6 protein-coding genes are annotated in these 5,259 nt (G+C 69.4%); 3 read left to right on the top strand and 3 right to left on the bottom strand.

Features of this window, described 5'->3' with window-relative positions:
• Positions 1-550: molybdopterin-dependent oxidoreductase (locus MVA01S_RS28450; protein WP_159426368.1), on the bottom strand; the 550-nt coding region annotated here is incomplete at its 3' end.
• A gap of 46 nt (positions 551-596) precedes the next feature.
• Entirely contained in the window at positions 597-1,256 is a 660-nt protein-coding gene (locus tag MVA01S_RS28445) for a TetR/AcrR family transcriptional regulator (protein WP_003933283.1), read from the bottom strand.
• Between the two features lie 69 nt (positions 1,257-1,325).
• Here MVA01S_RS28445 and MVA01S_RS28440 point away from each other — a divergent pair, with 69 nt between their 5' ends.
• Positions 1,326-2,948: an alkaline phosphatase D family protein gene (locus tag MVA01S_RS28440; RefSeq protein WP_174539007.1), complete on the top strand. Its 1,623-nt coding sequence runs from the start codon at positions 1,326-1,328 to the stop codon at positions 2,946-2,948.
• Between the two features lie 5 nt (positions 2,949-2,953).
• Here the strand turns inward: MVA01S_RS28440 and MVA01S_RS28435 are convergent, their stop codons facing one another.
• The gene (locus MVA01S_RS28435; RefSeq protein WP_003933285.1) at positions 2,954-4,402 is read right to left on the bottom strand and encodes a peptide MFS transporter; all 1,449 of its coding nucleotides are present in this window, start codon (positions 4,400-4,402) and stop codon (positions 2,954-2,956) included.
• A gap of 18 nt (positions 4,403-4,420) precedes the next feature.
• Between MVA01S_RS28435 and MVA01S_RS28430 the strand changes: the two genes are divergently transcribed.
• Positions 4,421-4,912: a DUF427 domain-containing protein gene (locus tag MVA01S_RS28430; RefSeq protein WP_003933286.1), complete on the top strand. Its 492-nt coding sequence runs from the start codon at positions 4,421-4,423 to the stop codon at positions 4,910-4,912.
• 90 nt (positions 4,913-5,002) lie between these two features.
• Positions 5,003-5,259, top strand: a 257-nt coding sequence (locus MVA01S_RS28425) for a hypothetical protein (protein ID WP_159426367.1), incomplete at its 3' end; no start/stop codon positions are given.

Raw genomic sequence — 5,259 nt, 5'->3', positions numbered from 1 at the left:
TGCGCACGGCGCTGCCGTGCGACACCAGCGGGTTCGCGCCGAGCATGAACAGGAAGTCGGTGCGGGTCAGGTCCGGGAAAGGGATCTGGCTGGCCGCCCCGTACAGAAGTTTGCTCGCGACGAACCGGGAGTTGATGTCCTGGGACCCCGAGGAGTACTGGTGGTGTCCGCCGAGCCGGGTCAGGAAGAGTCCGGACCAGATGCCGCTGGCGTACCCGAACGCGATCGGGTTGCCGAAGTACTGTCCGACCGCGCCGCCACCGTGGGCGGCGACGATGCGGCCGAGCCGGGCGGCGATGTCGTCGAGCGCCGCGTCCCAGCCGACCGCCTCGAAGGTGCCGTCCGCGCGGCGCTTCAGCGGGGTCAGCACCCGGTCGGGGTCGTTCTGGACGTCGGTGAACGCGATCCCCTTCGGACAGGCCCGGCCGCGCGACATCGGGTTGTCCGGATCGGGCCGCAGCGACTGCAGCCGACCGTCCTCGACGGTGGCGACCAGGCCGCACAGCGCCTCGCAGATCCGGCAATAGGTGATGCGTTGCTCGACCGCCATCGGATCAGATTAATGCGGTCGGATAAATTCCGGACCGGGTTTCGGGTCAGGATTTCCCGCTGCCGCGCAACCCGCCGCAGGTGAACTCGATCAGCTGCTCGACCCAGTCCTCGTCCAGCCCGTCCGGCCCGAGCGGGCGCAGGTAGGCGGGTAGATCAGCGCTGGCCAGTGCGGCGATCATCGAGTACATCGCCAGCGCGGCGCGTTGTCGGACCTGCTTGGTGTGCAGACCGGGGATCGCCCGGCCGGCCGCGGCGACGAACAACTCCGGCAGGCCGGGGTCGCCGTCGAGCGCCTCGCGCCAGATCGGGTCGTCGTCGAGCGCGAGCTGGGTCATCACCTTCAACCACGACAGCCCGTGGCCGGGCTCGGTCCGCAGCAGCTGCAGGTGCGGGGTGAGCAGCGCCTCGACGACGTCGCGGACACCCACTGGCGACGTGGAGGCGACGAGCGCGGTCAGGTTGCCGGCGATCGCCGGGGTGATGAGTTCCGAGCGGCGGTAGGCGACAGCGGCGATCAGGTCACGCTTGGCCGGAAAGTGGTACATCACCGAGCGGTTGGCGACGCCGGCTTCCCGGGCGACGGCGCGCAGCGACACCGAACCGATCGAGGACCGGCCGAACATCGACTCCGCGGTGTCGAGGATCAGCCCGCGGGTGTCCACGTCGCCGCGCGGGCCCCGGCGGCGAGCCGCGGTATCGACCATCGGCCCAGCGTAGCGATACCGCGGACACATTCGGCCGAGCCGGCTGCGTGACACCCCTAAGCTGTGTCGGTGACTCTGGTTCTCGGCCCAGTGCTGCGGCACGTCGGCGACACGACAGCCCAGGTGTGGGTGCAGACCGACGCCCCGGCCGAGGTGGAGGTCCTCGGCTGCTCGACGCGCACCTTCGAGGTCCAGGGCTTCCATTACGCGCTGGTCCCGGTGCACGGCCTGACCCCTGATTCCACGTTCGAGTACGAGGTCCGCGTCGACGGCGTGAAGGTGTGGCCGGAGCCGGACTCGCAGTTCCCACCGAGCATCATCCGCACCCGGGGACCCGGCAGCGCCGACCGGTTGCGGGTGGTCTTCGGGTCGTGCCGCTACCCCAAGACCGGCGATCCCAAGATGGACAAGAAGCTCGGCCTGGACGCCCTGGACTGCTACGCGCACCGGCTGACCGCGCTGGACGCCGACGAGTGGCCGGACGCGCTACTCCTTCTCGGCGATCAGGTCTACGCCGACGAACTCACCCCCGACGCCCGGCGCAATCTGGCCGGACGTCGCCGCAACAGCAAGCGCCCACCCGACGAGGTCGTCACCTTCGGCGAGTACGAGGGCCTGTACCGGCACACCTGGGGGGACCCGGAGATCCGCTGGATCATGTCGACCCTGCCGACTGCGATGATCTTCGACGACCACGACATCCGGGACGACTGGAACACCTCGGGCGCGTGGCGCCGCGAGGTCAACCGCAAGCCCTGGTGGCGGGACCGGATCCGCGCCGGCCTGGCGTCCTACTGGGTGTACCAGCACATCGGGAACCTCAGCCCCGAGCAGCTCGCGGTCGACGAGGACTACCAGAAGTTGGCTCAGATCGACGGCGACTGCTGGTCATACCTGGCGGACCTTGCCGACCGGGCCGACAGCGAGGTCGACGGCGACAAGGGTTTGCGGTTCAGCTTCCGCTGGGACCTGGGCCGCAGCCGGCTGATCATGGTGGATTCCCGCAACGCCCGGATCCTCGACAGCGGCGACCGGAAAATGCTGGGCGACAAGGAGTTCCGCTGGCTCGAAGAGCAGGTCGAGGACGGCCTGGCAGGTCTGGACCATCTGCTGATCGGGACCTCGCTGCCCTGGCTGCTGCCGCCGGCGCTCGGGGATCTGCAGATGATCAACGAGGCCGCCGCCAACCGCACAGGCCTGCGCGGCGAGCTGGCCGAGAAGATCAGGCAGACCGCCGATCTCGAGCACTGGCCGGCGTTCCTGCAGTCGTTCCTGCGGCTGTCCGAGCTGATCTGCAACGCCGCGTCGCACCAGTCAAAGGGTCCCGCGACGGTGTCGGTGCTCTCCGGCGACGTCCACCACAGCTACGCCGCCCGCGCCGACTTCCCCGGCGTCACCGCATCCCGGGTGCATCAGCTGGTGTGCTCACCGGTGCACAATTTCGTTCCCGCACCGGTGAGACCGGCGTTCAAGCTGGCATGGTCGCCGCGGGCCGCCCGGCTGACCCGGCGGTGGGCCCGGCAGTCCGGCTCCCCGGAGCTGCCGATGTCGTGGCGCAACCTGAGCGGCCCGCTGTTCGGCAACACCATCGCCAGCCTCGAGTGCCTGCAGCGCGCCGCGCACGTCGTCTTCGAGCAACCGGGCGTCGACGGCGAGCTGGCCAAGGTCACCACCGTGGAGCTCACCGACTGACGGCATCAGTGCACGCCTTCCATCCGCCGGCTGATCCACGGCGAGATCAGGAACACCACCACGCCCGCAGCGACCGCCACCGCGCCGAGGATGCCGAAGTAGGCCGCCTCGCGGGACGGGTCGTAGTAGCCGGCCAGCACGCCCGACATCGACGTGCCGATGCCGACGGAGAAGAAGTACAGCGCCATCATCTGCGCCCGGAACGCCGTCGGCGCGAGCTTGGTGGTCACCGACAGCCCGATCGGTGACAGCATCAGTTCCGACACCGCGAATCCTCCCAGCACGGCCATCACCAACAGGGCGGGCACCCTGTCGAGCGCGGCGAGCGGCACGAAACACAGGAATGCCAGACCCATGCCGATGACGCCGTAGGCGAACTTGCGCGGTGTGGTGGCGGCCCGGTTGCCGAGCCGGGTCCAGATCGCGGCGAACACCGGCGACAACACGATGATCCAGACCGGTTCGATCGAGCCGATCCAGTTCGACGGCGCGGTCCAGCCGAAGATCGACCAGTTCATCCGCTCGTCGGAGTACACCGCGAGCACCGTGAAGATCTGCTGGAACAGCGACCAGAACACCGCGTTAGCGACGAACAGCGGAATGAAGGCGCGGACCCGCATCCGTTCCTCGGCGTCCACCGTGTCGCTGCGCAGAATCACCACGAAGTACGCGATCGAGGCGGCCACGATGACCCCGGTGGTGACCTGCGACAGGTTGGCCAGCGTGACCAGCTTCAGCACCATCGCCGCCGCGGCCACCACCAGCACGACCGCGAACACCGCGATGGTCTTACCCAAAGCCTTGCGCGCCAACGGATTCGACACCTCGCGCCCATGCTCCCCGAGGTTGCGCCGGAACACCACGTACTGGATCAGGCCGAAGGCCATGCCCACGGCCGCCGCGCCGAACCCGTAGTGGAAACCGACCCGCGTCTGGAGCAGCCCGGTGACGAGTGGTCCGACGAACGCGCCGAGGTTGATCCCGAGATAGAACAGCGTGAACCCGCCGTCGGCGCGGGCGTCGCCCTTGCGGTAGAGCGTGCCCAGCAGCGAGGACGCGTTCGCCTTCAGCGCGCCCGACCCCAGCCCGACCAGCACCAGGCCGACGCCCACACCGGACAGCCCGGGCAGGACCGCCAGCGCGATATGGCCGAACATCACCACCACGCCGCCGTAGAACACCGTGCGTTCCATCCCGAGGATGCGGTCGGCGACCCAGCCGCCCAGCACAGTCGACAGGTACACCAGCCCGCCGTAGGCGCCGACGATGCCGGTGGCGGTGCTCTGCGGCAACCCCAGACCGCCGTCGGTCACCGAGTAGTAGAGGTAGTACCCGAGGATCGTGAGCATGCCGTAGAACGAGAACCGCTCCCAGAGTTCCACGCCGAACAGATTGGTCAGCCCGATCGGGTGACCGAAGATGGTGCGGGACGCGGCCCGCTCGCGGGTGGTCATATCGCTACTCTCGGCCTTGTGCCCGTTCCCGACAATCCCGAACCCGGACAGGAATCCGTGTGGGACTACCCGCGGCCGCCCCGGCTGGAGGAGTTCCGCGGGTCGATCACGGTGGAACTGGGAGGTCAGACCGTTGCCGCGACCGAGCGGGCGTGGCGGGTGCTGGAAACCAGCCATCCACCCACCTATTACCTGCCCGCCGACTCCTTCGTCGACGGGGTCCTGCGGCCGGCGGCGGGCTCGTCGTGGTGCGAGTGGAAAGGCCAGGCGACGTACTTCGACCTGGTGACGCCGGCGGCGACAGCCGCGCGGGCCGCCTGGACGTATCTGCGGCCGACGCGCCCGTTCGCCGCCCTGGCCGGGGCCGTCGCCGTGATGCCCGCACTGGTGGACCGCTGCACCGTCGACGGTGAGACCGTCACCCCGCAGCCCGGCGGTTTCTACGGCGGCTGGATCACCAGCCGGGTCGCCGGACCGTTCAAAGGCGTGCCGGGCTCCTGGGGCTGGTGACGGCTCCCGGACACCCCGCGACAAATCGGTCGTGAACGGCACGGCGAGCGCGTATTTTGATCATGACGTAGGGCATCAAGGGGGATCTGCATGACCGCTTCAGCACGCGCGGCGCTGGCCGTCGGCGTCGTCGCGTTGACCGGGTCGGCGGTCGCCTTCACCCCGTCGGTGCTGCCGGCGACGATGAGCAGCGTGCAGGTCGTGCGCCCCGTGGCGTTCGCCGCGGGCACCGCACCGACCACACCCGAGGCCGAGGACGTCAGGGCCGCACTGGAGTTCATCGGTCAGTTGCGGGCCGCGCACGCCCCCGGAGCGGTCACCGTCGACGTCGCGGGCGATCCACCCGC

This window comes from Mycolicibacterium vaccae NBRC 14118 = CIP 105934, assembly GCF_001552715.1.
GTDB classification, from domain to species: Bacteria; Actinomycetota; Actinomycetes; order Mycobacteriales; family Mycobacteriaceae; genus Mycobacterium; species Mycobacterium vaccae.
Note: the sequence above shows the minus strand (reverse complement) of the source record. Positions and strands in the feature narration are given on the sequence as shown.

Excerpts from the sequence above, each read along its gene's own strand:
- MVA01S_RS28445 (WP_003933283.1), bottom strand. The coding sequence starts at position 1,256 with ATGGTCGATACCGCGGCTCGCCGCCGGGGCCCGCGCGGCGACGTGGAC.
- MVA01S_RS28435 (WP_003933285.1), bottom strand. The coding sequence starts at position 4,402 with ATGACCACCCGCGAGCGGGCCGCGTCCCGCACCATCTTCGGTCACCCG.